The sequence below is a fragment of the Paenibacillus sp. Z6-24 genome (assembly GCF_054161335.1).
Genome location: NZ_CP096398.1, coordinates 4,606,945 through 4,632,263, shown reverse-complemented (window position 1 = coordinate 4,632,263; position 25,319 = coordinate 4,606,945). Strand labels below are relative to the sequence as shown.

Below are 25,319 nucleotides of genomic sequence, written 5' to 3'. Positions count from 1 at the left end.
GGTAATGAAACAGTAAAAGAAAACTAACTCCGGATATGAAAAAAGGCTGATTTTTGGTGCCGCATTTTACAGCATGAATGCATAGCAGCCAGGGGAGGCAATATGGATAAGTATCAGCGGCTTTTTATAAAGCAGATAAAGGATAAAATCAAAAAAATGACGCTATCCGGTCAATCGACACCGGAGCCCGAACTATACCGGCTGGTTCACTCTGCAAAAGGAACATCAGGTACTATCGGATTGGACGACTGGTATCAAGCCGCTTCCGGACTGATGGACCGTCTGGACCCGGAAAGCGAACAGCTCTGGTCGGCTGAGCAGATACGTGAACTGCTGGCACCAATGGTCTATCTGTTCCTGCAGGCAGAGGAAGAATCGGAGGGGGGAGATGTGGCAGTTAGTGAGCTGGAGTCACGGCCAGTTCCTGCCTATCAGGGTACCCTTCTCGTCGTGGATGATGATATGAGTCTGCTAAAGATGCTCAAGGATCAACTGGAGCAGGCAGGCTATATGACGCTGGCTGCCTCGAATGGGACGAAGGCAATGGAGATTTTTTATAATATGAAGCCCGATTGTGTCATTCTTGATGTAATGCTGCAGGACAAGGACGGTTTTGAGCTGTTGCAGGAAATTCAGGCACGCAGCGAACAGTATCTGATTCCGGTCATCCTGATGAGTACAAGTGCTGATCGGGAGACACGCATCCGTGCATATAAATCGGGTGCTGATGATTTTATAGGCAAACCGTTGGATATGGAAGAATTTATTGTACGTATTCGTCATCAGGTAGTGCGGCGGATAAAGCTGAATACCCTGTTGATGTCGGATGAGTTGACCGGTGCCTACAACAGCAGTTATTTTGCGCAGGAGCTGGTTCGTCATTTACAGCGGTTAGTGGACAGCCATGAGCCGGCCGTACTGACACTATTCGATCTGGACAGCTTCCGTCATATTAATGAGCGGTTTGGATATGCCGAAGGTGATCGTCTGCTCTGCTATTTTTCCGATCTGGTGCGCAGTTCGCTCGGACCGAAGGATATCTGGGCGCGTGACCGATATGACCGTTTTTATCTGCTGCAGCCGGGAATCGGAGAGAAAGAAGCTGTTTCTTTTGCCAATCAGCTGCTGGAACGGCTGGAAGCGGAGGAGCACTGTGTAGGCCCGGATAGCTACCGGATCACCTTTTCTGCTGGTGTATTGGAACTGAAGCCGGGAATGACAGCGCAGTCCTGCTACGATCAGATTCTTCGCATTGTAGCCGAGGCCAAGCGCTTGCATGACGGTGTCATGATTGTACCTGAGCGACGGAGGATAACAGAAACCCGTTTAACCGGTTCATTTGGACAGATGGACAGGGATCAGCCATCCGCTCATGTACCATCCCGTAAGGAAGAAAATCTCAAATCCGACACCTATTCTACTGCTGCGGAACAGGAATATACAGGTTCGGCAAATCAGATGGAAGTCCTGCTCTCTTCCGTATCTTCGCGTCTGAAAAAATATGCCAGCAAGGAACCTGTCTTTCCTACAGATCGGAACGAGCAGGCGGAAGCGTCCGCTACTGGACAGCACGAATCAGAGATGTTCCCGGATCATGAGTCCTCTGCCTCGACTGACAGGACAGCCGAAGAGATTGCCATACCGGTCGGCTCCGCAGATCCTGCCGAGCTGCAGACTTTGGAACCATCATCGGTGTCACCGCTTCAGGCCGATACAATCCGTGAGCGCGAATCAGCCGATGGGCAAGGCACACGAAGTACACTCGAATGGGTAGGACATGAAGAGCGGATACTGGCCAGCCAGCAGACTGCCGAAGTAGAAGTGGCTCCGGTACCGCCTGTTGGAATCAAGACATGGCGGCTCGCCATTATTGATGATGATGACCTGATCCGCGGTATGCTCAGCAAGCGGCTGGGCGGACTGGATATCGAGCATACGCTGGAAGTGAGAACATTCAGCGATGGAGAGGACTTTTTCAGTGACCCATGGCATGGCGAAGATGCGCAGTATGTGATTATCCTTGACCGAATGATGCCGCGCATGAACGGGATGGAAGTACTTCGCCGGATTCGCGGGATGGAGAAGCGGGCCAACTATATGATACTGATGCTGACCAGTGTAGGCGATGATCGTGAAATAGCGGAAGCGATCCGTGCGGGTACAGATGATTATCTGACCAAGCCGTTCAGTATCGTGGAGCTGGAAGCTCGCATTCGCCGTCTGCTTGGGAGGATGGGCCTATGAATATGATAGACCCTGATTCCGTACTGACCGTCGTCTTATGGTTATGTGCCGTTATGCTGGCTGCGCTGATCGCTCTGTACGTTTACTTGGCTATACGCAAGGCCAACGCCAATCGCAGACAGGCTGCCGTCTACAAATTGCGCAAGGAATTGGAAATGTCCGATTCGGTGCTGGAAGAATATTTGTCCACCGGGGAGACATCGCGTCGGTTGTCGACCAATGATCCTTTTCGGATGGAAGCGATTCAGGAAGCGTTGCTGCATCGTCTGTCGATCAGCCGCACCCCGGAGGAACGCATTCGGATTTATGATTTTGCGGAAAGGTATTTCTCCCGCCAGTACGAGGAGTGGTTGCATGACCGCCAGTGGAGTACCAGGATGAACACATTATTCTGGATTGAACAGTTCCAGATGATTTCCATGGAAAAAGATCTGCTGGAATGGATGAATGACCCGAACTGTTCGGAAGAGGAATACTTTCAGATTCTGCGAATTCTGTCCAAGCTGAACAGCCACCGAATTCCCGAATATCTGCAGGAAAATGACCATAATCTGTCTGACAGTCAACTGCTGCAGATTCTGCTGCCGCTGAACGATGAACTGCAGAGTGAGCTGATCGCGGGTTTTGAACAGTATCCATTCCAGGTGCGCTGCAGTTTTATCGACTCGCTGCGTATCCGCAATATCCGCTCTGCCGAAGTACTGGACCTGCTGGAAAACCAACTGTCCGGCGAGGATAGTGAACTGCGCATCCGAGCGCTCAAGGCTATTTCCAACTTTGGCTATCTGACACCGGAAGCGACCCGGCAGCTGGTGGAGCGGATGGAGCATGAGCATGATGAAGCCGTAGAGCAGGTTTCCTGGCCGGAGCGGCTGATGCGGGCAAGAGTAATGGGCAATATCCGTGAGGATATATTTGTCCCCTATCTGGAAGAAATGCTGGGGGATTCGGCGTACCGTGTTCGTCAACAGGCAGCGGAATCGATCGCTGCTTACAAAAATGGTCTGGAGCTGCTGGAAAAGGTAGCTGCCGGTGAACATGCGGACCGCTATGCACGCGAGATGGCGGAGGAGACGCTGGAAAGGAAACAATATGAGCGGAATCTGGCTTGATATCATAGGGACCATTTTCGAGATTTTTAGTATTATCATTATGATCTATGTGGTCGCGGTCAGTATCGCATATGTTGTACTGTTTTTTGTGGCCGCCCGCAAGCTGAACCGGGAAAAGGATCTGAACGAGAGTCAATATGATCAGGTACTGGAGGAAGAACTTGCGCCTCCGCTGTCGATCATCGTGCCTGCCTATAATGAAGAACTGAATATCGTCTGGAGCGTGCGATCGCTGCTCGGGATCAATTACAAGCAGTTCGAGATTGTCGTCGTCAATGACGGCTCCAAGGACCGGACGGTACAGTATTTACTCGATGAATTCGATATGGTAGAGGTTAAGAGCCGGGTACGCTGGTCGGGGCTGGGCAAGCCGACCAAGCCGATCCGGGGCATCTACCGCTCGCTCCAGCATAACAATCTGGTGCTGGTCGACAAAGAAAATGGCGGCAAGGCGGATGCGCTGAATGTCGGCATCAACGTCTGCCAGTATCCGTACTTTGCCTCCCTGGACGGGGATACAGTACTGGACCAGAATGCTTTCATCCAAGTGATGAAGCCGATCATGGATGCCGGCCCCAATGAAGAAATTGTCGCCACAGGCGGCAGTGTAGGCATCGCCAATGGCAGTTATGTGGACAGTGGGTATCTGAGCCGTGAGAGTGTGCGTCTGTCCACCAAGCCGCTGGTCGTGATGCAGGTGATCGAGTATTTGCGTGCCTTTCTGATGGGGCGAATCGGCCTTAGCCGACATAATTTGCTGCTGATCGTCTCCGGCGCTTTTGGTATTTTCAAAAAAAGCTGGGTGATCGAGGTAGGTGGCTATGAGGTGGATACGGTCGGCGAGGATATGGAATTGATCGTACGACTGCACCGGCGCATTCAGGAGAAGAAAAGTAAAGCGCAGATTGTCTATGTGCCCGATCCGGTCTGCTGGACGGAAGCGCCGGAGAAAGCCAAAATCCTGCGCCGTCAGCGGACACGCTGGCATCGTGGGTTGTTTGAGAGTCTCTGGCGGCACAGAGTGATGCTTTTCAATCCCAAATACGGCAAGATCGGCATGATCTCAATGCCGTACTTTCTGTTCGTGGAGCTGCTTGGACCGGTCGTGGAACTGGGAGGAGTGCTTACAGTCATCGTTGGCATTTTCCTCGATACGGTCGATGTGCGCATTACACTCGTACTGGCCCTGCTGATGCTGCTGTACGGTTCCCTGCTGTCGATGGGCGCTGTATTATTCGAAGAATGGTGCTTCAAGCGATATAAACGGGTGGCAGATCTGACGAGGCTGTTTCTGTTCGCGCTGTCCGAGACGTTCTGGTACCGTCCGCTCATGACATTGTGGCGGTTTGAAGGACTGATTCAGATTATACGGCGCAAAAATCAGGGTTGGGGAGATATGGCACGCGGCGGTGTCATGAACTCCAAAAAACCAGATAACCGTACAGGCGGAGGGCAGACATGAAACGTAAACGTATATGGACATTTTGGTTGATTCCGCTGCTGGTCGCCTTGCTGCTGCTGACTCCGTGGATATGGTGGGAGTCCAAGCCGGCCATACCGCTGCAGGTGGCTATTTTCGACAAAACGGTACCGGATATGACGTATCGTGAACACAAGGGATTGGTCTGGCTGCTCAATCAGCAGAAATATGTGAAGCAGGACAATCAGCCGTATGATTACACCCGTGATTATTACGGATTTATCCCGAAGCCGGACCGTCAGTACGAGACGACTGGTCTTCCGGGAGATTTGAGCGGCACAGATATGATCTATGTCGCCGATACGTACGGTATCGAACGTGCACAATATGAAAACGAAAACTCGACTACCGGCGATTTATCCGCCGGGATGCTCTACGGAGGGCTAAACGTCTCGGATGTGCAGCGCATCCGGAGCGCTGTGACAAGTGGTGGGGTCAAGACGCTGATTGCGGAATTCAACAGTCTGGCGACGCCTACCCAGACTGGCGCACGGCAGGAGTTCTATCCGCTGATCGGAGCGGAATGGACCGGCTGGACCGGACGTTATTTTAGCGACCTGAAAATAGGCGGTGAAGTGCCATCGTTTCTGAGCGGCGATGGCAGCGATCCGAACCGCTGGCCGTACCAGGGACCTGGCGTCGTATTTGTTCATGAAGATGGCCGGGTCGTCGTACTGGAGCAGGACAAGCAGATTGGGGAAGAAGGCGTGCAGACTGTGCTGACGACCCGGGGCGAGGCGCAGCTAGGTCTGGACAGCACCATCCGCTATAATTACTGGTTTGATGTGATGAAGCCGGCTGAAGGTACACAGGTACTGGCCAATTATAATCTGGGGCTGACTGAAGATGGCAAGCGCAAGCTGCAGGCCGCCGGGATCAGCTATGAATTCCCGGCGGTGATCAAGAAGCAGCATGAGACGTACATGTCCTATTACTTTGCCGGTGACTATGCAGATTATGATCATTATGCCTTCTGGCGTAAATATCAGGGCTGGGAGACATTCAAGCGATGGCTGACCTTTGACCGACCGAACAGTGAAGATGCATTTTACTGGCATATCTATGTCCCGCTGATGAAGTCGATTCTGCAGGAAACGGCTGCCGCGAGCGGCAAATAAACACCGGATACAGGTTGGTCTCCATTACGGACGGGGAAGCTTGCAGGCTTTCTCTGCCGTAGATGGAGGCTTTTTATTTGCGGTCAGATGGATTTACTCCATATCGCTTCTGTGATACTATCGCACTAATACATATAACAACCGGGGAAATATCGATCATTCATAACAGTAAACGATTACACTCTATGTCGGGATTTGGAATATACCGCTACAGTCTGCCGGATATCAACCGACATGGAGACGGAGGGATAAAGAATGGATCAGGTAGATCAAAATATTCTACTGCATTTGCAGCAGCAGGCACGTATCTCGATGACGGATCTGGGCAAGGAAGTCGGTCTGTCGCAGCCTGCTGTGACCGAAAGGGTGCGCCGGCTGGAGGAAAGTGGAATTATTCAGGGTTATCGTGCGATCCTCTCACCGGAGAAGATCGGTCATCAGTCCACCGCCTATTATTTATTTCGGACCAGTGACGGTCTGAACTTTCTGGATTTCTGCCGGGAAGCGCTGGAGATTGTGGAATGTCACCGAACCAGCGGAGCCTATAACTATCTGCTCAAAGTAGTCACTTCTTCGATCCGTGAGCTGGAAGAGTTCGAAGATCGGATCAGTAACCATGGAGATTACACGACACTTATCGTGCTGTCTTCTCCTATTGAGCACAAGGCGCTCAAGCCCTCCCTGCTGGAGGACCAGCGGTTGATCTGACCGGAAAGGCAACTTTTCCGGAATTTTATTTTATAAATGCAGTCATGAAACGGCTGTATTCAATAAAAACCCTGCCATAGCATATGGCAGGGTTTTCGTTATTTTACCGGCTGGAGCTGCCAGGGATGCTCGGCCGTGATTTCGTTCTTTTAGATGAAATACGGCAGAACGATAGCCCCGTAGGCAAAAGCAGCCAAAATAACAAAGGCTGGGTGGATTTTACGTATCTGCATCGCCCAGAAAGCGACGATCGCGATTCCGAGCGTCTGCCACAATCCAATCGAACCATACGACTCATCCGCCAGCTGCCAGGTCAGTACGAGCATCATAACAGCGATCACCGGCTGCACGAGCAGAGTGAGTCCTTTGACCACCGGTGAAGAACGGTGCTTCTGCAGCAGCCGCAGCAGAATAATCATCGCTGCCGCAGAAGGCACAATCGTCGCCAGCAGGGCGATCAGCAGCCCGGGAATCCCGGAGACGTCAAAGCCGACAAACGCGGCAATCTTGGTAGCGATAGGTCCTGGCAGTGTATTGCCAAGCGCCAGTACATTGGAGAATGCCGTGTCATCCAGCCAGTGGTAATGCGTCACAATCTCGTTGTACATGAGCGGAATGGAAGCCGGCCCGCCGCCATATCCGAGCACATTAGCCAGGAAAAATCCCCACAGTAGCCGCAGCCATTCCAGCCAGTCGCTCATCAGGGAATGAGCCATCAGTGCTCACCTCCGTTCATGCGCCGTTCACGCAGACGCTGCACCAGCCTGAAATGAAAAGCACCGTATAGCAGAAATACGGCAATAACGATCGCCGCATGAACATTCAGCACCTGCAGTAAAATAAACACGATCACGAACAGGATAATGCCGAGCGTCTTGCCCAGTCCTTTGACGGCCTTTTCTCCAAACTCATACGCCATTACGCCAAGCATCACGGCGATTACCGGTACAACCGCAGCGATCATGCCCTGAATGACCTTGGAGCTGCTCAGATAGGCAACTGCCGACAACAGCAGGATCATGGCGATGGAGGAAGGAAGAATATGCGCGATAACTGCCAGGATGGCGCCGGGGATACCTTTGCCGCGGTAGCCGAGATAGGCGGCCATTTTGGTGGCGATCGGACCGGGCAATGCATTACCGAGCGCCAGAATCTCGCCGAATTCATCATCGCTGATCCAGCGGTAGCGGGTGACTGCCTCATACCGGAACAGCGGCATCACAGACGGCCCGCCGCCGTAGCCGAGCACGCCGGTACGGATCATTGCCCAGCTTAGTTCGCTGTAGGTGGCCTGCCTGTAAGCGGGAGTGTCGCCGGGCTGCGAAGAGTTGGGAGGAGCATGTGTATTCATATCGTTATAACCTCATTCCCATCCGGCTCTTGTAGCGGGTGATCAGCACCTGACAGTCCACGCTCATGATTCCCGGCATGTTGTATAATTTCTCCCGCAGAAATGTCTCCATTTCCTGATTGTCTTTAAACAGCCCATGCATATGCAGCTTGCTCGGCCCGGTCATATGGTAGAGACTCGTCACAAACGGCTCCTCGGCGAGCCGGTCGGCAGTCTCGTGCAGATGCTTGGGTTCTACTTCTACGTTAAAGAAAGCGGAGACAGCAATGCCGATTTTGGCCGGATTGATAACCGCGGCAAAGCGTTCGATCGTTCCATTTTCCATTAGTGCGTTGACCCGCGCCTGTACAGCGACCCGGGATAATCCGATATCCTTGGCCAGATCGGTATAGGATATGCGTCCATTCTGGTTGAGAATAGCAATAATCTTGCGGTCAATATCATCAATATGATTCTCCTGCATGCCGCCGGAGGATTTGGATTGGCTCATCGTATTCACTCCCTGATCGTCCTGTTGTCCGTGACCTGGTCTGCACCGATAACCGAACAGCAGGTATAATTTCGATTCATCTTTCTTTTTGAATGAAAAATAATGCTTTTAATTACAATATGAATAAATATATAATGTTTAAAAATCGTTTTCAACATCAAAATGAAATAATGCTTACGTTTGTCATCATGCGGCCTTGCTGCCGCTTACCGATTTTAAGGGAGGAATCCGTATGACGTCTGAATGGAATGCATTTGTAAATGAGCAGTTTGAACTTGCGGCAAGCACTGCTGGAGGGCCGCTGGCCGGATTGAGCTTTGGGGTAAAGGATGTATTCGCACTGGAAGGATACGCTTCCGGTGCCGGCAATCCGGATTGGCTGCGCACTCATCCGCCAGCCGAATATACGGCTCCGGCGATTCTGTCTCTGCTGAATGTGGGAGCCGTACTGCGCGGCACCACACATACGGATGAGCTGATGTACAGCCTGAACGGACAAAATGTACATTACGGTACACCGGTTAATCCCCGGGCAAAGGATCGCATTCCGGGCGGCTCCTCCAGCGGCTCTGCGGTGGCTGTCGCTGCCGGTCTGCGTGACTTTGCCATTGGCACGGATACGGGAGGGTCGGTACGGATTCCTTCCTCGTACTGCGGCATTTACGGCATGCGTCCCACACATGGAGCGATATCCCTGGAAGGTGTGATTCCGCTGGCTGCCGGTTTTGACACGGTGGGCTGGATGGCGAATACGGCAGAACTGCTGCATAATATCGGTCAGGTACTGTTGGCGGAGGATCCGCTGCAGTCTGCACCGAATACGAATCTTTCTTTTGAAAAAATATATTTTCCACATGAAGCTTGGGATCTTGCCGAAGCGGATACGAAGGAATTGCTGCTGGCTGCAGCACATGATCTGCTGTCCCGGCTGGCAGATCAGTCAGTGGCTGAGGAGTGGATATCGATTGCTCCAGAAGGACTGGCTGCCTGGATGACAGCCTTTCGCACGGTGCAGGGAATACAAATCTGGGAGCAGCACAGGGAATGGATCGAAGAGGTACAGCCGGTGTTTGCACAGGATATTGCCGGACGTTTCGCCTGGGCAAGCACACTGAAGCGTGAGGAACAAGGCGAGGCATTCACACGAATGGACGAAGTGCGGGAATCGCTGCGATCGCTGCTGGGAAGCAAAGGGCTGATCATTGTACCAACTGCTACTGGCCCTGCGCCATCGCTGAATATTCAGGGCGAAGACAGTGAGCGGCGCCGTTCGCAGACGATGCAGCTGTCCTCCATTGCCGGTCTGGCCGGTCTGCCGCAGATTACGATTCCGGCAGGTACGATCGACGGTGCGCCTGTCGGGCTGTCCGTGATTGCCGGAGCGCATCAGGATCTGCGTTTGCTCCAGTGGATACGTCAGGGTGCAATTATCACTTCCTGAGTGCAGTACACCTGCTAGGCGGCTCAACAACTAGAGCAGAACGAACCGATTACTATAAAAAGGCTGCTGCAGAATGATCTGTGGCAGCCTTTTTATAGTAACTTTTCGTAGTTGATAGAAGAACGATAAATACTGTAAGAAACCTGACCTCTTTGGGTGTCGGATCGGTGTACCTTTTTAGATGGGGCACCCAATTGCAAATGGAGGGTTTTTATAAGATGAAGAACATGTAACTGAGCATAAAAGATATCCAAATATAATGTAGAAGGTCTGTAAGGATGAACCATTTTATGGAAAAGGCCGTAACTATACATGAGTTCCTCCGGCCTGGCTGCCGATCAATTATGGTACGTCGCAATACCTTGGGATAGCATTTTGTAAGAAAGGCTGGGTATGATGCTTGTTAATCTGCTGCTGACCTATCTGAGCCGCTCCAACCGTTCGATCTATCTGCTCAAGGAAACGGCCAGCCGCGATTACCTGACCGGACTGCATAATCCACGTGCTTTTGAGGCGATTTTTGAGCAAAAGGTACCTTATGCCATACGTACCGAAGAGCCGTTTTCCCTGATCGATCTGCAGAGGAATTGCTGGATCAGGCAGATCAGGCGCTGTATCGTGCCAAGGATGAAGGACGCAATCGGCTATGTGCAGCCTGGGTGTGAAACAGGTGAATAGTCCCTGCTGTGATTTTTGACAGATGCTCAGTTGGAACGGGATAATAGATATAGAGACAATAAAATTATAGGGAGGTGAACCGAAGTCTAGCGTTAGACTTTGGGAATCAGTGAAAATTACAGATACCATGGAAGTCATTGAATTCAAGCTGGAAGTCGGAGGCCGCGAGACGGTAATTTATCCGGTCGTTATTTATGAAGAAGGTCAGGCGGTACTGATCGATACCGGATTCCCTGGCAGTTACGAGCTGATGCTGCAGCATATCGATCCGGCTTACCCGATCAACACGGTTATACTGACCCATCAGGATCTGGATCATGTCGGTACATTGCCGCAGCTGCTGGCAGCGGCAAATGGCGGACTGAAAGTCTATGCCCATACAGGCGATCAGCCGGCAATCGACGGCAGGGCTCCTTTTCTCAAGGCTTCACCGGAGCGTCTGAATATGATGCTATCGGCACTGCCTCAGCCGGAGCAGGAGGCTTTTCGCTCGGTCTTCTCGCCAGAGACTCCCGGCAATATCACCCATACGCTGCATGGCGGGGAACTGCTGCCATTTGCAGGCGGTCTGCAGGTGATTGCTACGCCCGGCCATACACCGGGGCATATCAGTCTATACCATCCATCCAGCAAAACGTTAATCGCAGCAGATGCCATGGTCGTGGAAGATGGTCAGCTGATGGGGCCTGTACCACAGTATACTCTCCATATGGATCAGGCGATCCAGTCGCTGAATGCTTTCCGCAGTCTGGATGTGGAGACAGTTGTATGCTACCATGGCGGATTGTTCCGCGGGGATCTGCAGCAGCGGCTGGATGAGCTGGTGCATTCTTCATGAACAGCCCGTCCCGCTGGCTAAGCTGGGGATACACCCTGCTGCTGGCACTACTGGGCGGTCTGCTATTCACATGGCTTCATTTGCCCGTCCCGTGGCTGCTCGGCCCAATGATTCTGGTGTTTATCGGGTCCCGGCTCTTCCGGCGATTGCAGCTGGATTGGCCGGCAGCCATGCGGGATGCGGGGACCACCATCGTCGGTTACTCGCTGGGTCTGTCGCTGACTTTTTCCACGCTATCCCGGATCGGGCAGCAGCTGCCGTCAATGATTGTGATGACGGTGCTGCTGCTTTTGTTTTCAGCGGCAACCGCCTATCTGATCTCCCGCTGGACAGGGATCTCCTTTCCGACGGTATTGATTGGCAGTATCCCGGGCGGACTCACCCAGATGGTGCTGCTGGCACAGGAAATCAAAGGGATTGATCTGACAGTGGTTACCTTCCTGCAGGTATCGAGGCTGATGATGATTGTGATCTTTGTGCCGCTGCTTATTTTTAGTCCGCTGTTCGGCGTGGATCTGAATATGGTGACAGAGGCGATCGCCCATACTTCCTCCGGTTGGTCATCACTGCCGCCGACGATTTGGCTGTTTGCGGCAGTATGTCCGATTGCTGCAGTGATCGGCAAAAGATTCAATTTCCCGACCGCCTATATGCTGCTGCCGATGATCGTCACTGCCGGAATTCAGCTCTGCGGTATTCCGGGTCCGGCACTCCCGGCATCCCTGCTGGATGCGGCCCAGCTGATGATCGGCAGCTCGATTGGGTTGATGCTTCATCCCGAACAGTTGGAACGCAGGATGCAGATGATTCTGCTTGCGGTTGGCAGTGGGGCGGTACTGTTAATCTTTGCCTGCGTCATGACGGTGATTCTGATCCAGTGGCATCATCTGACCCCTGCGACCGCGCTGCTCAGTCTGGCTCCCGGCGGCATGGACCAGATGGGGATTATCGCTCATGAGGTGAGTGCGGATATTGCCACGGTCAGCTGCTATCAGCTGTTCCGTACGCTGCTCATTTTCCTGGCAGTGCCGGCTGTTTTACGCATGGTGTTCCGTAAGATATCCCTGCGTGGATGATTCATCCCCTCACAGAATCGGTATTAATTAGAGAATGCACATGCCCGCTCTACGACGATATGTACAGGAGCAGGCCAATACGGATTGGAGAGGGGAATCATCATGTCGGTAACCGATAATCAGGTATGGATGTACATTGGTACATACGCAGGCAAGGAAGAGGCCGGTATTCATGTGGCTGTGATGAATCAGGAGACAGGCGAGCTGCGCATCGTCTCGGAGACCAGTGGAGCGGAGAACCCGTCGTATCTGGCGCTGTCCGCAGACGGCAAATATCTGTATGCTGCCTGTGAGATCGATGAAGGAGAAATTACAGCTTACTCGATCGACGAACAGACCCATGAGCTGCATCTGCTGGACCGCAAGCCAACCGGCGGCGGTGCGCCATGTTATGTGCAGCTGACACCGGACGGTCGTTATCTGCTGGCTGCCAACTATACCGGTAAAAATGCCAACCTTTTCCCGGTACAGCAAGACGGTAATTTGAGTGAAATGAGCGGTGAAGTGCATCATGAGGGCAGCGGCACTCATTCGGAACGCCAGGATGCGCCGCATCTGCATTCCGCGGTATCCTCGCTGGACAGCCAGATGGCTTATGTATCCGACCTGGGATTGGATCAGATCGTGAGCTACCGGATCGAGAATGATCAGCTGGTCAAGGTGGGAGTGACCGAGCTGCCTGCGCAGTCAGGTCCTCGTCACCTGGTCTTCCATCCGAACGGTCAGCTGGCCTATGGCATCAACGAGCTGAACAGTACCGTTACTTCCTATGCCCGCAATGTCGAGAACGGTGTACTGGAGATACTCGGTACGGTATCGACACTGCCGGAGGACTTCCAGGGGGAAAATACGGGTGGGGATATTCGCTTGTCTCTGTGCGGCCGCTATGTGTACGCCTCCAATCGTGGACATGACAGCCTCGTGCATTACAATATCGATGAACAGTCCGGTGAGTTGACACCTGTCGAATGGGTATCGGTCAAAGGCCAGACCCCGCGCAACTTTGCCATAGTGCCCGGCGGATACGTACTCGTCTGCAATCAGGACAGCAATAATATTGTCCAGTTTGCGGCCGAGCCGGATACCGGCCGCCTGACGCCTACCGGTCATGAGCTTGCCCTGAATCGTCCGGTATGCCTGATGGCAGACCTGAATGAAGTGGAAGGCTGATCACCAGCAGTCGATATAAGGCTGTGTACAGGTCATTTTTTATATATTCCATAAATTAAAATAAAAAACGGTGCAGTACCTCTGGACAACCGGTTGTGGTTATCCAGGGACTGCACCGTTTTTATTCATATTCCCCGGCATAGGGGCGTTCCTTGCGCTTGGGCTCCCGGGTCAGACGATACCCGGCCGCATACATCAGAATCTGCACAACCAGCACATACGGCGCAGCCATCAAGCTCAATAGGTGCAGCAGTGTCAGTGCACCTATCATCAGTGCCACCATGACAAAGGAAGCCCGCCGTCCGCTCTCCCGGAACTCCGCGCACATCACGCCATACAGCAGCAGCAGCGCGCCGGTACAGGACACAAAACGCAGTACCGCGAATAACGGTGCAGGCGGTCCGAGCCCGGCAGCTTCCTGCAAATCGTCTGCCAGATGCCAGCAGAACAGCAGCTCTACAATGAGTGCGACAAATGGCAGCAGCGGACGCAGCGTCATCCAGAAGAGCATTCCCCAGCGTGGATGTTCACCGCGCGTAAGCAGCCCGGCACGCTCGCGGGTCAGTCGGCTGATCTCCATTTCCAGCGTCCGGTAGAGGAGCAGCATGGACTGCCGGTCCTGCTGCTCCATATACTCGTCGATCCGCTTCAGCAGTTCAGCGGAAGCATACGGTGCTGCTTTGCAGCTCAGGATGGCCGCCGTCAGGCTCTGATCTGCAGCATTACGTGGTTTTCCCGAAGAAATGCCCAGCGCTGAGGCAGGCAGAGCAACAGCCGGATACAATTGTCCGGCTGCTTGGGTAAAGTAATCCAGGCTGGATTGAATCCGGCTCATTCGTTCCTGGTCCATACTGATCCGCTGTCTGGCGGACAAGCCGTATGTCAGGGAAAGAACCGCCAATCCGGCAAGAAGAACAAGCACAAGGAGTGCCGGATTATGTTGAAAAAAGGTCCATTCCAGTGATCCCACCCGATTCACTCCTTTATTGATCGACTAATACGATAATCTATTCATGCTGATAATATCACTATTACACAAGAAATGGTGGGAAACAAGACAGGTTCCATTTAGTAACGGCGATAACGATCCGTGCTGCGGGCTCCGGTTACAGCGATCGATTCGATCAGCAGCAGGATGGCGGCGATACAGTGCATGATCCAGCCAAGGAACGGAATCCAGGCCAGTGCGGAAGTAATGACACCAAAAGCATTACCGAACGGCGAGCGTCCCAGACGTATAGCCAGCACCAGCGCAATCAGATGCAGAATGAAGGCGATGAACAGCGGTGAATATCCATAGGAGATCACGAATGTGCCTCCAATGATCGGAATCGCCATCAGTGCCTCCAGTGCAAAGGTAACCCATTTTAATACAGGCAATGCGGATGACATAATATCAGCTTCCTTTCTTGGAATAGTCATAGCCAACCGGCAGTATCATAATATGTTTACTCTTACTTCTATATAAACGAAAAATACACTTTTGAGTTTCACAACTATCACATATTGCTGCGGCAGCCTATCCGATCAACCGATTTTACAGCTGCCGCCCGAAACGTATCCATAAAAAGCACGGTTTATCCTCAGCATTACATAAACAATATTGGTTTTGCGCAAATTGCTGGTATACTAAATTATGGACTGGAATTGTAATGATTATAAATAGACAATTATTCATATAAATGGGAACCTGATCTCTGTATCAGAACTGCCAGCAGGAAAGGAGGAATCCAGATGGCTTACAACAGCCGTTTTGCCGTAGCGATTCACACACTGTCATTGCTTGATTCCACAGAAGAACGTATCACTTCAGAGATGATCGCAGGCAGCGTCAATACCAATCCGGTGGTAATTCGCCGTATGATTAGCCAGTTAACCAAATCAGGACTGCTGCGTACCCAGCCGGGGGTGGCCGGTGCACAGCTGACGCGTCCGGCTGGCGAGATTACACTGCTCGATATTTACCGGGCGACGCAGAATGATACGCGAGATGAATTATTTGCAATTCATGATAATCCCAATCCCAACTGTGATGTGGGACGCAATATCCAGCAGGAGCTGGAGCAGGTATTTGCCCGGGCCCAGCGTGCGATGGAGCATGAATTGGAACAGATTACCCTGCGACAAATTACGACCGATCTTCAGCAGATGGAAGAGCTCCGCCAGGCGATCCGGCATTGATACTGAATCATCAGCGGCAGCTCAGGGTATGTAAAAGACAGAAACAGGCATAACCTGTCAAGACGGAAAGGATGGATGAATGATGAAAGTAATTATTATCGGTGCAACAGGCACCATTGGTCAGCGTCTCGTACAGGAGGGACTGCGCCGCAAATACGAAGTAACCGCTGCGACACGCGATTCTTCCAAAATCGATCAGAACACCGAGCGTCTGCACGGTATCCGTATGGATGTAATGGACCCGGCAAGCGTGGAAGCGGCTGTAGCCGGACATGATGTGGTGATCAATGCATTTGGTCCACAGTTCGGACAGGAATCCGACCTGCCGGAAGCGGCACGTTCTATTGTGGAAGGCATGAAAAACGCCGGTGTTTCGCGTCTGGTAATTGTCGGCGGTGCAGGCAGTCTGGAAGTGGCACCGGGCGTGCGCTTGATGGACACACCTGATTTCCCGGCAGAGATCAAGCCACTGGCGCTGGCTCATGTAGAAGCTTATGAGGTCTATCGTCACAGCGATCTCGACTGGACCTATGTCAGCCCGGCCAGCTGGATCGAACCGGGTAAGCGCACAGGCAATTTCCGCATCGGCACGACCCGCCTGGTAACAGACGATGATGGAGCAAGCCGCATTTCGGCCGAAGATTATGCAGCAGCACTGTTTGACGAGGTGGAAGATCCACAGTTTATCCACGACCGCTTTACGGTAGCTTATTGATCTTAACATGATACGGTCCCTGTACGTTAGCAGGGAACAGACACCGCCCATCCGGCGGTGTTTTTGTATGCCTGCAAATTCGGTTATATAGTAAGAGAAAGTCTTACAGGGTGAATCAGGAGAGGAGCAGAATCCATGTACATTGTAACCGCGCAGCAGATGCGTGATATGGACCAGTATACGATAGAGCAGCTCGGTATTCCGGCGATGTCCCTCATGGAGAATGCGGGAAAAGCGATTGCGGAGGAAGTGATCGCCTGGTGCGGTGGACATCAGGAGGAGCAGGCGGCTGTACCGCGTGGACGGGCACTGACCAATGAAGGCGGTATCCGCAGCGACGAGAAGGCGATTCCGGATCGTTCCCGCCAGCACTGGCTCGTACTCGTAGGCAAGGGAAACAACGGCGGAGACGGACTGGTCGCCGCCCGTTATCTGGCGGATGCAGGACTGGCAGTCACACTGCTGTATGCAGGCGATCCGCAGGAGCTGACAGGAGATGCCGCTGCCCAGCGAGATGCGGCGCAGCGTTCCGGGATTCCACATCTGATCTGGAATGACGAGTGGAATCTGCAGCCGCAGTCTGGAAATAACGAACAGAAAACGATGCCAACCGACCCGGCAGCAGCGAATGCCGAACCTACCGGACAATCCCCAAATCACTGGGCGGCATATACCGGCATCATCGACGCCTTGCTGGGTACAGGCAGTCAGGGAGAACCGCATGAACCCTATGCCTCTATCATCCGGTCGGCCAATGCATCGGGCAAACCTATTATCGCTGCCGATATTCCGAGCGGTCTGAACGCGGACACAGGTGAAGTGGCGGAGAACTGTATCTGGGCGAAAGTCACGGTCTGTCTCGCCTTTCTCAAACAGGGGCTGACCCAGTATCCCGGTGCCGGAGCAGCAGGCGAAGTGGTCGTACGCTCCATCGGAATTCCGCGCGCAGCTGCCCGCCAAGCCGAACTGCGTACACATCTCATTACTGATGACGTACTGCGGGATGTGCTGGAGATCGACACCAGTCGTGCCAGGGCGATCGACGGACACAAAGGCACATATGGTCATGTGATGGTCGTAGGTGGCAGCATGAACACGAGCGGCGCCGGATTGATGGCTTCCCGCTCCGCACTGCGTATTGGCAGTGGACTGGTTACCTGGGCGCTGCCGGAGCAGCTGATGAAGCATATGGTCGGACATGTGCCCGAGCTCATGATGGTGCCTGTTTCACAGGACCCGGATGGACAATGGACAGCAGATACAGCTCATACGATTATGGAGCAGGCGGCCAAAGCGGACGTGCTGGCCATCGGTCCGGGTCTGGGCCGATTTGAAAAAGATGGAGAGTGGCTGCATACTCTGTGGGAAGAGACCGGGCAGCCATGGGTGCTGGATGCGGATGGGCTGAATATATTATCCGAAGCGGATGGACTATCCCGTTGGCCGCGCCGAAAGGCAGATACGGTACTGACTCCGCATCCGGGAGAAATGGCCCGCCTGGTCGGTGTATCCACAGTCGATATCCAGCGCGACCGGATCGGCATCGCCCGCGAGTTTGCCAGAGAGCATGGTGTGGTGCTTGTGCTCAAGGGTGCCCGTACGATTGTGGCTTCGCCGCAAGGAGACATATTGGTCAATACGACCGGCCATCCAGGCATGGCTACCGGCGGATCGGGAGATGTACTTACCGGTGTCATTTCCGGACTGATGGCTCAGGGATTGAGCGGATGGCAGGCTGCCGCTTTTGGCGTGCATCTGCATGGACATGCCGGAGAAGAGGCTGCCCGCAAGCGGTCGGGCAATCCGGCTTCTCTATTAGCCGGTGATATTATTGAATCTCTCTAGTTCCACTTTTGGCTTCCATTTCCGGTTCGAATACGACCTCTATTTCCTGTTTCGGAGCACAAACAGCAGAACAAATATAACTACAACCATAAGATACTGTAAGTACGGAAAATCCCCTTGTCCGACTGTAATGATGTCGCGGACAAGGGGATTTTTTATTTGTATCAGATTTTGAATGTATTGACGGCAGAATGCAGACGATCGGCGAGCTGTGCAAGATCCTGGGAAGAGCTGGCGGTTTGCTCACAGGCCGAAGCCACTTCTTCGGTAGCCGAAGCGATCTCGGTGACTGAATTCATCACCTCAACCGATTGGGCACTCTGCTCTTCGCTGGCTGCAGCGATACCGTTGATCTTCATCGCGGAATCACTGACCCGGCTTACAATATCTGTAAATGTTTCGCTGGTGTGCAGCGAGTGCTGGGCATTGCGTTCAACCGTATCCAGCGTCTGTTTCATATTGGACTGCATGGAGCGGATAATACCGGTGATTTCTTTGGTGGCTGCGCTGCTGCGCTCGGCCAGCTTGCGTACTTCATCAGCGACAACAGCGAATCCAAGTCCCTGTTCGCCTGCGCGTGCCGCTTCAATAGCCGCATTGAGAGCGAGCAGGTTGGTCTGATTCGCGATATCGTCGATTACTTCGATAATATCACCGATCTGATTGGAGTCTTTCTCCAGATTGTACATCTGCTGGTTCATTTCCTGCATGCCATTCGCGGATTGAGCGACAATTTCGCCGCCTTTTTGCGCTTTATTGACCGTATTGTTGGACAGTTCGGCAGCTTCTTCGGCGCTGTGAGCCACATCATCTATGGCAACCGACATATCTTTGAACAACTGGGCGATGGATTGTGCATATTGGGATTGATTAGCGCTGCTTCCAGCGATCTCCTGGGTGCTGGCGGAGATTTGCTCGGAAGTAGCTGCTACGGTCTGAGCGGAATCAACAATTTCGGATACAAGTACATTCAGTCGTTCGGTCATTTCATTCGCTGCCGTAGCGAGCTGGCCCATCTCATCTCGGCCGCTTAAGGAAGAGCGTTCCCGCAGATCGCCGGAAGCAACCTTTTTGAGCAGCTCGGCAATATTTTTGAGTGGACCGCTGATCATGCGGGAGATCATGGCTCCGAGCAGTAGACAGAACAGGAAAGCGGCTATAACCCAGATTGTTGTCCACAGCTTGGCGCTTTCAAATACATTTCCTGCGGTGGTATATGCTTCTCCGGCTTCTTGGATATTCATTTCATTCAGCTTGGCAATACTGTTATACATATCGGTTCCGGCAGGTACAACTTCGGTCTGTACAAAGCGCTGGAATTGCGCAGGCGAAGCATTTTCTGCCAGGATTACGGCACGATTATAAAGTGCATAGTACTTGGTCCATAAAGCATCAAAATTTTGCAGTTCTGCACTTTCCGCTGCAATTAGCGACGTGTCGCGGTATTTATCCATATTCTCAGTCACCGTGCTGATCAGACCTGGTATGGTATCCAGTACTTTTTGTTTGTCTTCCCTGCTGCTGAGGGCAATATCACGGGAAGCTACGCGCATTTTCTGAAGAGACAACTCGGCGGCTGACAGGGCTTGCATAGAGACCAGGTTATTCGTATATAGACCATCAATACTGTTCTTCATCACATTCTGATTATTCAGTCCGTAGAATCCTATCGCAGCAACGATGAGAGACACGAATATAAATGCACTGATCAGTTTGGTGAATGTTTTGAAATTACCGGCTAGTCGCATAAAAATCACTCCAATGTATTGTAGTGTGAGTGACTTGCAGAGTTTATGTAACACGTATATTCAAATTATATAATAAAACCCTCTATACACCTATAATTTGGAATATATTCCATATAAAATTCTGAAGTACTCACCGATTCAAGCTCATATATTTATTATTTCGACCATAAATTGAAAATTATAATAGATAATTCAAAATAATGGTAATTTAATTAGGATTTCTATCTATGTAAGGTTTATTGGAATTTTCATACAAAAAAGAGCGAAGCTCCAAATGGAGGCTTCGCTCTTACAGGTCTGCAAGAATAGGCATTCGCTCTGGCGGTGATTAGAGATGCAATAACACCGGGAAAAAATTATCACCTATCACTTGCGGCCAGACGATGGTATCGGGTTTACAGATCTTCTTTGATTTCTTGTTTTACTTCTTTTACAGCATTTTCATCTTCCGTGATCGTTACTTTACTGGACAGGAACCAGCCAGCCAGTGCGATAGCGACGAGGACCACGTAGAAGCTGAGCTTCCAGATGGAGTTTTCCGGGAAATGCTCAGGCAGGATAGCCAGAGCCGGATGCGCCAGGGTAATAACGGTCAGCTTGATACCGACCCAACCGACGATTACGAATGCAGCCACTTCCAGGCCCGGACGTTCCTGCAGCAGTCTGACGAAGAACGAAGCGGCAAAACGCATAATGATCAATCCGATTAGACCACCCAGGAAGATGACGATAAATTGTCCGCCATCCAGACCGCCGATTGGTGGAAGTCCACTCGCCGGCAGGGCTACTGCCAGCGCTACCGCCGCCAGAATGGAATCGACGGCAAAAGCGATATCCGCAACTTCGACCTTGAATACGGTCATCCAGAAACCGGACTGCTTTTTCGGATTGGCTATAGGGCCTTTTTCCTCGGCAGCTTCCTCGGTTCCAGCCCGTTTGGAGATAATCGTACGGACGATATGATTGATGGAAATGTACAACAGATAAAGAGCACCGATCGCCTGAACCTGCCATACATCGACGAGGAAGGAGATCAGGAACAGAGAGCCGAAACGGAATACAAAGGCTCCGAACAATCCATAAAACAAAGCTTTCTTTCGCTGGTCTTCCGGTAAATGTTTTACCATGATCGCCAGCACGAGCGCGTTATCTGCGGCCAACAGACCTTCCAGCGCAATCAACACGAGTAATACCCAGCCATACTCTAACAACAAAGCTGCATCCATGAGACTCCTCCTAAAATATAGTATATTCCGGTCAGATGACTGAACCGTGTATTAAAAAAGACCTTTACCACAAAGGTAAAGGTCTCCCAAAAAATAGCGGGTCTTCACCAATTTGTGGTAAAGGTCTCGCTAACAATGTTTGTTAATCATTGCCAGGCAGAACCGGGGTTATTCACCCGTAATGACGACTGTGCCTGTACAGCTACTCCCCTTTAACAGGAATAGAATTATGAAGTTAATACCGGTAAAGGAGCCCGATAAAACAATAATTTTTTTTGCAAATTCAATCTGCATTAAGGAAATCATATGCAATTCAATCGCAAAAGTCAATCTTTTTATTTCCAGTATTATTATGATATAGAAAAAATACACAGTCATAACAAATTTCAATTCCAAATCACATGGTGATCGGCTGACCACTGATCAAGCTGCGGGCAATATCAATAATGCGCTGATTGCTGCTTCCGCGATAGAGCAGGGAGACATCCCGCTGCTGCTGAACAAAGCGACCATCTACCAATACGTCGCATAATTGCAAAAGTTTCATGTATTCAGGAGAAGTGTGTTGAATTATTTCGTCCCACGTATATCCGCTGTAGATCCAGATGGAGAAATCCGGCAAAGCCGCACGAACACGAGATACAAATGCGGATACTTCTGCCGCGGAGAAAAAAGGATCGCCACCGGCAATGGTAAGACCGCTGAGCAGCGGATTGTCCGCTATTTCCTCGATAATCTGCTGCTGGAGCTCCGCAGTAAATGGTTTGCCCGCCTGAAAAGACCATGTATGCGGGCTGAAGCAGCCGGGACAGCGGTGAGTGCACCCACTGATAAAGACAACAGCCCGCAGCCCGGGCCCTTCGTTGATCGACTCGGGAATATAACCGCAAATATTCATCAGCTGTGCTTCAGTCGGTCGCGTACTTCGGCCTGTTTGGCCGGATTGAACCGGGTCTGGTAATCGCCGGTCAGATATCCCGTCACCCGGCGCAGTCGTGCGATATGGACTTCCTGTTCGGAAGCACCGCAGTCCGGACAATGCGAACCGATAATGCCTTCATGCCCGCAGGCGGTACAGCGGTCAATCGGATGATTGATGCTGAAATAGCTAATATCGCAGGACAGCGCATACTGGATAATCCGGGTCATCGCCTCCGGATTTTGGCGTGCATTGCCATCCAGTTCGATATAGGAGATGGCGCCAGCATTGCAATAATGATGGAAAGGCGCCTCCAGTCGGATTTTGCGTGCAGCGGTTACCGGATAGTAGACCGGGATATGGAACGAATTGGTGTAATACTCCCGGTCGGTCACGCCTTCGATCAACCCGTACAGTTGGCGATCGTTTTGCACGAATTTGCCGGATAATCCTTCGGCAGGTGTCGCCATCAGCGAGAAGTTTAGATTATGCCGCTCGCTCAGCGCATCGCAGGCTTCGCGCATATAGGTAATCAGGGAGAGGGCACGCTCGTACACCTGCTCGTCTTCGCCATGATGGGCACCGTAGAGAGCCTTCATGCATTCGGCCAGACCGATAAATCCGATCGACAGCGTACCATGCTTGAGACAGCCGCCCACCTGATCGTCCGGCTGCAGCTGGTCTCCGCCTTCCCATACCCCTTCACGCATCATGAAGTCGGAGGCCTTGGCAGGCTGCATGGCCTGAATCCGGTAACGATGCAGCAGTCCCTCGGCTGCAATTGCGATACATTCATCCAGAGCGCGGTAGAATCCCTGTTCATCCGGTACAGCCGTGCCCGATGAACGGGGGGATGCAACGGTACCGGCGAGCCTGATGCTGCCATGAATGCTATCTGCCTGCTGTCTATTGGTGTGATTATGATCAGCAGCAGATCCGGCCTGACGGTAAATGCCGTGATCGATCCCCAGCTTCACCAGATTAATCGTATTAAACGAGAGATTACCCTTGCCGGACAGGTGATTGCGTCCGAACCGGTCAGCTACGACCCGTGTGCGGCAGCCCATGGTGGCAAATTCGGTATCCGGCTCTCCGGGAATCATGTATTCTGCATTCAGCGGTGCATCCAGATTGGCAAAGTTCGGATACAGCCGCCGGGAGGAGCATTCCACCGCCTGCAGGAACAGGTCATAGTTGGGATCGCCCGGCTGCTGATTGATGCCCTGCTTGCATTTGAAGATCTGAATCGGGAAAATCGGTGTCTCCCCATGACCGAGTCCACGCACAGTGGCAGCCAGCAGACTCTGCACAATCAATCGTCCTTCGAGCGATGTGCAGGTACCGTAGTTGATGCTGGTAAATGGAATCTGGCCGCCGCCCCGGCTGGACATCGTATTGAGGTTGTGAATCAGACTCTCTGCCGCCTGGTACGTCTCTGTACGAGTCTCTTCGACTGCATACGCATATGCTTGTGGATAATCTGCAGCCAGCTGCTCATCGCCTATGTAGGCTGTTAGAATTATCGCTTCCAGATCTTCAGGACCGGAAGCATTGGCTGTTGCAGATGCAAAGTAACGCAGCCCTTTGCGCAGATGCTTGCGGAAAGAGCGGGTTACATAGGGAGCGAGATCATAGTCCAGCTTGTTGGCAGCCACGCCGCCGTACTGGGCATTTTGCTGGCACTGGAAAATAATCGCCACCTGTGCCATGGCGGTCATGATGGAATTGGGAGTGCGCAGACTGCCGTTGCCGCTGCTGAATCCGTTCCGCAGCAATTTTTCAAAAGGGATAAAAATACAGTTAGTCGTTCCTAGTGCATAATGATCGAGGTCATGAATATAGATGCGGTTCTGCCGGACAGCCTGAAATACAGATTCAGGCAGTACATTTTGGCGCGTATACCAGCGGGCATATTCGCTGCCAAGACGGCTCATTTTGCCGGAGAAACTGTCTCCGTTCAGGTTGGCATTTTCTCTGGCGGACTCGTGTTCGCCGTGAATAATATGATCTCCCAGCTCTGCAAGCGGCAGCAGATGGGCATATGAATCCGAAGGGTCAGCAGCCGATATAACCGGCTGAGGAGTAGAGGAAGGTCGCAATATGGTCATAAATCATCATCCTTTCCCGATATAAGTATGGAATCCGTTCTGCTGGCTCTAAAGGCAGCAGAAGTTCATCTTATTCTATATATAGATGCATCTATGATGATATGACCCAATATATTGACAAATGCAGCGAAAAAAGCATTGCTGGAAATGGAGATTACGTGACAGGAAAAAGGCAAATACGTGAAATTCGCACATATGGCAGAGCAGCGCGGACAGGCAGCCTGTTCATCCGAAGCAGAAGCAGACGAATACCTCTTTGGCAGCAGATGCGGTTGGAAAGAGGACATAACAGGTTTAATATAAGAGAATAAACGTATTTCACCCGAGGAGGAGATTATATGGCAATTGCAGAAGTAACGGTTATTCCGATCGGAACAGGCAGTACAAGCCTAAGTACGTATGTAGCGCAGATGCAGCGCGTGCTGAACAGCCAGCAGGGAATTACTTTTCAATTAACACCAATGAGCACGATTATCGAAGGAGATATCAAGGATGTGATGCAGGCGATTCTGGCTCTGCATGAGTGTCCGTTTGACGAGGGAGCAGGGCGTGTATCCACTTCAGTCAAGATCGACGACCGCCGGGATCATCCGACATCTGCCCAGTACAAAATCGAGTCGGTTCAGCAGAAGCTGGCTGATTCCTAAGCAAAATGGAGCAGAGTCAATCCCTTTTTAATAGGCCAGGGCAAAATTAATGCGATTTTTAGGTGTACTTCATGAACCTTTAAGATAACCCGGTTATAGTAAGTGCATACCCCTTTTGAATATATATAAACGACTTGAACGCCATGGACTGCGACCATGGCGTTCACTTTTTTTGCCTAATATTATAAAAGAAGATACCTAAAAATCGAAAATTAATGTTTCTT

At 51.8% G+C, this 25,319-nt stretch carries 23 protein-coding genes; 14 read left to right on the top strand and 9 right to left on the bottom strand.

All coding sequences use genetic code 11. The annotated features are described in order from the left end of the window. The first annotated feature begins 102 nt into the window (after positions 1 to 102). The 5 genes from M1D61_RS20080 to M1D61_RS20060 all read left to right on the top strand — a co-directional run bounded on the left by M1D61_RS20080 (position 103) and on the right by M1D61_RS20060 (position 6,662). The gene (locus M1D61_RS20080) at positions 103 to 2,244 is read left to right on the top strand and encodes a GGDEF domain-containing response regulator (protein WP_458120333.1); all 2,142 of its coding nucleotides are present in this window, start codon (positions 103 to 105) and stop codon (positions 2,242 to 2,244) included. Continuing rightward, positions 2,241 to 3,356, top strand: a complete 1,116-nt coding sequence (locus tag M1D61_RS20075; RefSeq protein ID WP_458120332.1) for a HEAT repeat domain-containing protein — start codon at positions 2,241 to 2,243, stop codon at positions 3,354 to 3,356. The genes M1D61_RS20080 and M1D61_RS20075 overlap by 4 nt, the downstream gene beginning before the upstream one ends. Next, positions 3,337 to 4,818 carry a glycosyltransferase gene (locus M1D61_RS20070; protein WP_458120331.1) on the top strand — a complete coding sequence of 494 codons (1,482 nt, stop codon included), beginning with the start codon at positions 3,337 to 3,339 and terminating at the stop codon, positions 4,816 to 4,818. The genes M1D61_RS20075 and M1D61_RS20070 overlap by 20 nt, the downstream gene beginning before the upstream one ends. Continuing rightward, positions 4,815 to 5,954, top strand: coding sequence for a hypothetical protein (locus tag M1D61_RS20065; protein ID WP_458120330.1), 1,140 nt, complete (start codon positions 4,815 to 4,817; stop codon positions 5,952 to 5,954). Before M1D61_RS20070 ends, M1D61_RS20065 begins: the two co-directional genes overlap by 4 nt. Before the next feature lie 255 nt (positions 5,955 to 6,209). Continuing rightward, positions 6,210 to 6,662 (top strand): Lrp/AsnC family transcriptional regulator, encoded by a 453-nt coding sequence (locus M1D61_RS20060; RefSeq protein WP_458120329.1) that lies wholly within the window; start codon positions 6,210 to 6,212, stop codon positions 6,660 to 6,662. 149 nt (positions 6,663 to 6,811) lie between these two features. Here the strand turns inward: M1D61_RS20060 and M1D61_RS20055 are convergent, their stop codons facing one another. Genes M1D61_RS20055 through M1D61_RS20045 form a run of 3 tightly spaced genes read right to left on the bottom strand, consistent with a single transcriptional unit; the run spans position 6,812 to position 8,503 of the window. After that, complete coding sequence (locus M1D61_RS20055) at positions 6,812 to 7,378, bottom strand: chromate transporter (RefSeq protein ID WP_458120328.1); 567 nt, start codon at positions 7,376 to 7,378, stop codon at positions 6,812 to 6,814. Continuing rightward, positions 7,378 to 8,013, bottom strand: coding sequence for a chromate transporter (locus tag M1D61_RS20050; protein WP_458120327.1), 636 nt, complete (start codon positions 8,011 to 8,013; stop codon positions 7,378 to 7,380). The genes M1D61_RS20055 and M1D61_RS20050 overlap by 1 nt, the downstream gene beginning before the upstream one ends. A 4-nt stretch (positions 8,014 to 8,017) precedes the next feature. Next, a complete protein-coding gene (locus M1D61_RS20045; RefSeq protein ID WP_458120326.1) occupies positions 8,018 to 8,503 on the bottom strand; it encodes an Lrp/AsnC family transcriptional regulator in 486 nt (161 codons plus the stop codon). Between the two features lie 232 nt (positions 8,504 to 8,735). Between M1D61_RS20045 and M1D61_RS20040 the strand changes: the two genes are divergently transcribed. The 5 genes from M1D61_RS20040 to M1D61_RS20020 all read left to right on the top strand — a co-directional run bounded on the left by M1D61_RS20040 (position 8,736) and on the right by M1D61_RS20020 (position 13,706). Then, complete coding sequence (locus tag M1D61_RS20040) at positions 8,736 to 9,944, top strand: amidase (protein WP_458120325.1); 1,209 nt, start codon at positions 8,736 to 8,738, stop codon at positions 9,942 to 9,944. 393 nt (positions 9,945 to 10,337) lie between these two features. Further along, the gene (locus M1D61_RS20035; protein ID WP_458120324.1) at positions 10,338 to 10,622 is read left to right on the top strand and encodes a hypothetical protein; all 285 of its coding nucleotides are present in this window, start codon (positions 10,338 to 10,340) and stop codon (positions 10,620 to 10,622) included. A 109-nt stretch (positions 10,623 to 10,731) separates the two neighbouring features. Beyond that, on the top strand, positions 10,732 to 11,460 hold the full coding sequence (locus M1D61_RS20030; protein ID WP_458120323.1) for an MBL fold metallo-hydrolase: 729 nt from the start codon (positions 10,732 to 10,734) through the stop codon (positions 11,458 to 11,460). Beyond that, complete coding sequence (locus M1D61_RS20025) at positions 11,457 to 12,536, top strand: AbrB family transcriptional regulator (RefSeq protein WP_458120322.1); 1,080 nt, start codon at positions 11,457 to 11,459, stop codon at positions 12,534 to 12,536. Before M1D61_RS20030 ends, M1D61_RS20025 begins: the two co-directional genes overlap by 4 nt. 102 nt (positions 12,537 to 12,638) lie before the next feature. Continuing rightward, the gene (locus M1D61_RS20020; RefSeq protein WP_458120321.1) at positions 12,639 to 13,706 is read left to right on the top strand and encodes a lactonase family protein; all 1,068 of its coding nucleotides are present in this window, start codon (positions 12,639 to 12,641) and stop codon (positions 13,704 to 13,706) included. 121 nt (positions 13,707 to 13,827) lie between these two features. On the opposite strand, the gene M1D61_RS20015 is transcribed toward M1D61_RS20020, so the two are convergent. After that, positions 13,828 to 14,676 carry a hypothetical protein gene (locus M1D61_RS20015; RefSeq protein WP_458120320.1) on the bottom strand — a complete coding sequence of 283 codons (849 nt, stop codon included), beginning with the start codon at positions 14,674 to 14,676 and terminating at the stop codon, positions 13,828 to 13,830. A 98-nt stretch (positions 14,677 to 14,774) separates the two neighbouring features. Further along, on the bottom strand, positions 14,775 to 15,098 hold the full coding sequence (locus M1D61_RS20010) for a hypothetical protein (protein WP_458120319.1): 324 nt from the start codon (positions 15,096 to 15,098) through the stop codon (positions 14,775 to 14,777). A gap of 342 nt (positions 15,099 to 15,440) precedes the next feature. On the opposite strand from M1D61_RS20010, the gene M1D61_RS20005 reads away from it, so the two are divergent. From M1D61_RS20005 to M1D61_RS19995, 3 genes are all read left to right on the top strand, one after another. Beyond that, positions 15,441 to 15,887, top strand: a complete 447-nt coding sequence (locus M1D61_RS20005) for an Rrf2 family transcriptional regulator (protein WP_458120318.1) — start codon at positions 15,441 to 15,443, stop codon at positions 15,885 to 15,887. Between the two features lie 82 nt (positions 15,888 to 15,969). Beyond that, a complete protein-coding gene (locus tag M1D61_RS20000; RefSeq protein ID WP_046213722.1) occupies positions 15,970 to 16,602 on the top strand; it encodes an NAD(P)-dependent oxidoreductase in 633 nt (210 codons plus the stop codon). Positions 16,603 to 16,737: 135 nt separating this feature from the next. Continuing rightward, positions 16,738 to 18,447: an NAD(P)H-hydrate dehydratase gene (locus M1D61_RS19995; RefSeq protein WP_458120317.1), complete on the top strand. Its 1,710-nt coding sequence runs from the start codon at positions 16,738 to 16,740 to the stop codon at positions 18,445 to 18,447. A 164-nt stretch (positions 18,448 to 18,611) separates the two neighbouring features. Here M1D61_RS19995 and M1D61_RS19990 read toward each other — a convergent pair whose 3' ends face one another. The 4 genes from M1D61_RS19990 to M1D61_RS19975 all read right to left on the bottom strand — a co-directional run bounded on the left by M1D61_RS19990 (position 18,612) and on the right by M1D61_RS19975 (position 24,448). Then, a complete protein-coding gene (locus tag M1D61_RS19990; protein WP_458120316.1) occupies positions 18,612 to 20,195 on the bottom strand; it encodes a methyl-accepting chemotaxis protein in 1,584 nt (527 codons plus the stop codon). A 395-nt stretch (positions 20,196 to 20,590) separates the two neighbouring features. Continuing rightward, positions 20,591 to 21,421 (bottom strand): TerC family protein, encoded by an 831-nt coding sequence (locus M1D61_RS19985; RefSeq protein WP_458120315.1) that lies wholly within the window; start codon positions 21,419 to 21,421, stop codon positions 20,591 to 20,593. 397 nt (positions 21,422 to 21,818) lie between these two features. Continuing rightward, complete coding sequence (gene nrdG, locus M1D61_RS19980) at positions 21,819 to 22,319, bottom strand: anaerobic ribonucleoside-triphosphate reductase activating protein (protein WP_458120314.1); 501 nt, start codon at positions 22,317 to 22,319, stop codon at positions 21,819 to 21,821. After that, positions 22,319 to 24,448, bottom strand: a complete 2,130-nt coding sequence (locus M1D61_RS19975) for an anaerobic ribonucleoside triphosphate reductase (protein ID WP_458120313.1) — start codon at positions 24,446 to 24,448, stop codon at positions 22,319 to 22,321. The genes nrdG and M1D61_RS19975 overlap by 1 nt, the downstream gene beginning before the upstream one ends. A 338-nt stretch (positions 24,449 to 24,786) precedes the next feature. Here M1D61_RS19975 and M1D61_RS19970 point away from each other — a divergent pair, with 338 nt between their 5' ends. Continuing rightward, positions 24,787 to 25,095, top strand: a complete 309-nt coding sequence (locus M1D61_RS19970; RefSeq protein WP_458120312.1) for an MTH1187 family thiamine-binding protein — start codon at positions 24,787 to 24,789, stop codon at positions 25,093 to 25,095. Positions 25,096 to 25,319: the final 224 nt, after the last annotated feature.

What these genes read in the sequence shown, in the direction of transcription:
- M1D61_RS20045 (WP_458120326.1), bottom strand. Translation starts at nt 8,503, where the DNA reads ATGAGCCAATCCAAATCCTCCGGCGGCATGCAGGAGAATCATATTGAT.
- M1D61_RS20025 (WP_458120322.1), top strand. Translation starts at nt 11,457, where the DNA reads ATGAACAGCCCGTCCCGCTGGCTAAGCTGGGGATACACCCTGCTGCTG.
- M1D61_RS19995 (WP_458120317.1), top strand. Translation starts at nt 16,738, where the DNA reads ATGTACATTGTAACCGCGCAGCAGATGCGTGATATGGACCAGTATACG.
- M1D61_RS20080 (WP_458120333.1), top strand. Translation starts at nt 103, where the DNA reads ATGGATAAGTATCAGCGGCTTTTTATAAAGCAGATAAAGGATAAAATC.
- nrdG (WP_458120314.1), bottom strand. Translation starts at nt 22,319, where the DNA reads ATGAATATTTGCGGTTATATTCCCGAGTCGATCAACGAAGGGCCCGGG.
- M1D61_RS19985 (WP_458120315.1), bottom strand. Translation starts at nt 21,421, where the DNA reads ATGGATGCAGCTTTGTTGTTAGAGTATGGCTGGGTATTACTCGTGTTG.
- M1D61_RS20055 (WP_458120328.1), bottom strand. Translation starts at nt 7,378, where the DNA reads ATGGCTCATTCCCTGATGAGCGACTGGCTGGAATGGCTGCGGCTACTG.
- M1D61_RS20065 (WP_458120330.1), top strand. Translation starts at nt 4,815, where the DNA reads ATGAAACGTAAACGTATATGGACATTTTGGTTGATTCCGCTGCTGGTC.
- M1D61_RS20005 (WP_458120318.1), top strand. Translation starts at nt 15,441, where the DNA reads ATGGCTTACAACAGCCGTTTTGCCGTAGCGATTCACACACTGTCATTG.
- M1D61_RS20035 (WP_458120324.1), top strand. Translation starts at nt 10,338, where the DNA reads ATGATGCTTGTTAATCTGCTGCTGACCTATCTGAGCCGCTCCAACCGT.
- M1D61_RS20070 (WP_458120331.1), top strand. Translation starts at nt 3,337, where the DNA reads ATGAGCGGAATCTGGCTTGATATCATAGGGACCATTTTCGAGATTTTT.
- M1D61_RS20075 (WP_458120332.1), top strand. Translation starts at nt 2,241, where the DNA reads ATGAATATGATAGACCCTGATTCCGTACTGACCGTCGTCTTATGGTTA.
- M1D61_RS20040 (WP_458120325.1), top strand. Translation starts at nt 8,736, where the DNA reads ATGACGTCTGAATGGAATGCATTTGTAAATGAGCAGTTTGAACTTGCG.
- M1D61_RS20050 (WP_458120327.1), bottom strand. Translation starts at nt 8,013, where the DNA reads ATGAATACACATGCTCCTCCCAACTCTTCGCAGCCCGGCGACACTCCC.
- M1D61_RS20010 (WP_458120319.1), bottom strand. Translation starts at nt 15,098, where the DNA reads ATGTCATCCGCATTGCCTGTATTAAAATGGGTTACCTTTGCACTGGAG.
- M1D61_RS19970 (WP_458120312.1), top strand. Translation starts at nt 24,787, where the DNA reads ATGGCAATTGCAGAAGTAACGGTTATTCCGATCGGAACAGGCAGTACA.
- M1D61_RS19990 (WP_458120316.1), bottom strand. Translation starts at nt 20,195, where the DNA reads ATGCGACTAGCCGGTAATTTCAAAACATTCACCAAACTGATCAGTGCA.
- M1D61_RS20020 (WP_458120321.1), top strand. Translation starts at nt 12,639, where the DNA reads ATGTCGGTAACCGATAATCAGGTATGGATGTACATTGGTACATACGCA.
- M1D61_RS20060 (WP_458120329.1), top strand. Translation starts at nt 6,210, where the DNA reads ATGGATCAGGTAGATCAAAATATTCTACTGCATTTGCAGCAGCAGGCA.
- M1D61_RS19975 (WP_458120313.1), bottom strand. Translation starts at nt 24,448, where the DNA reads ATGACCATATTGCGACCTTCCTCTACTCCTCAGCCGGTTATATCGGCT.
- M1D61_RS20000 (WP_046213722.1), top strand. Translation starts at nt 15,970, where the DNA reads ATGAAAGTAATTATTATCGGTGCAACAGGCACCATTGGTCAGCGTCTC.